At 64.6% G+C, this 884-nt stretch carries 2 protein-coding genes; both read left to right on the top strand.

From position 1 onward, the window contains the following. Window positions 1–144 (top strand): sulfur carrier protein ThiS (thiS, locus tag NKH19_RS33365; RefSeq protein WP_352983970.1); only part of this gene is annotated, 144 nt, incomplete at its 5' end. A 3-nt stretch (window positions 145–147) separates the two neighbouring features. Further along, window positions 148–884 (top strand): thiazole synthase (locus tag NKH19_RS33360; RefSeq protein ID WP_352983967.1); only part of this gene is annotated, 737 nt, incomplete at its 3' end.

The raw sequence follows: 884 nt of genomic DNA, 5'->3' as shown, positions 1-884 counted from the left end.
GAGCTGCTTGCCGCGCTCGACTACGAGGGCGATTGGTTGGCAACGGCCGTCAACAGCGACCTCGTGCACAAAGCCAACCGGGCGGAATTCCAGCTAAGCGATGGCGACCGGGTCGAAATCCTCTCGCCCATGCAGGGAGGCTAGATCATGTTAGAGCTTTATGGAACCGAGCTTCCGTCGCGCCTGCTTCTCGGCACCGCGCAATATCCTTCGCCGGCCATCCTTGCCGAGGCTGTCAAGGCGTCGGGCACGTCGGTGGTGACCGTCTCGTTGCGCCGTGAGATGGCAGGCGGCAGGGCCGGCGAAAAATTCTGGTCGTTGATCCGCTCGCTCGGCGTCAGAATCCTGCCCAACACTGCCGGCTGCCACTCGGTCAATGAAGCTGTCACGACCGCGAAGATGGCGCGCGAAGTTTTCGGCACCAACTGGATCAAGCTCGAAGTGATCGGCAACCACGACACGCTGCAGCCGGACGTGTTCGGGCTGGTCGAAGCCGCCCGCATCCTGTGCGAGGACGGTTTTGACGTATTCCCCTATACCACCGACGATCTTGTCGTCGCCGAGCGGCTGCTGGAGGCGGGCTGTCAGGTTCTGATGCCGTGGTGCGCGCCGATCGGTTCCGCCCTCGGTCCGATCAACATCACGGCGCTGCGCTCGATGCGCGGCCATTTTCCAGGCGTCCCGCTGGTTGTGGATGCAGGCCTCGGACGACCGTCGCACGCGGCCACCGTCATGGAACTCGGCTTTGACGCCGTGCTCCTGAACGCGGCGGTCGCCAAGGCGGCCGATCCGGTCGGCATGGCGTGTGCGTTCGGCAAGGCGGTCGAGGCCGGTCGTGAAGCTTTCAGCTCCGGAATGCTCGAACCGCGCGACGTCGCCGTGCC

It is taken from the genome of Mesorhizobium sp. M1338, from assembly GCF_040318045.1.
In the GTDB taxonomy this organism is placed as follows: Bacteria; Pseudomonadota; Alphaproteobacteria; order Rhizobiales; family Rhizobiaceae; genus Mesorhizobium.
This window is presented reverse-complemented; position numbering and strand designations above follow the sequence as displayed.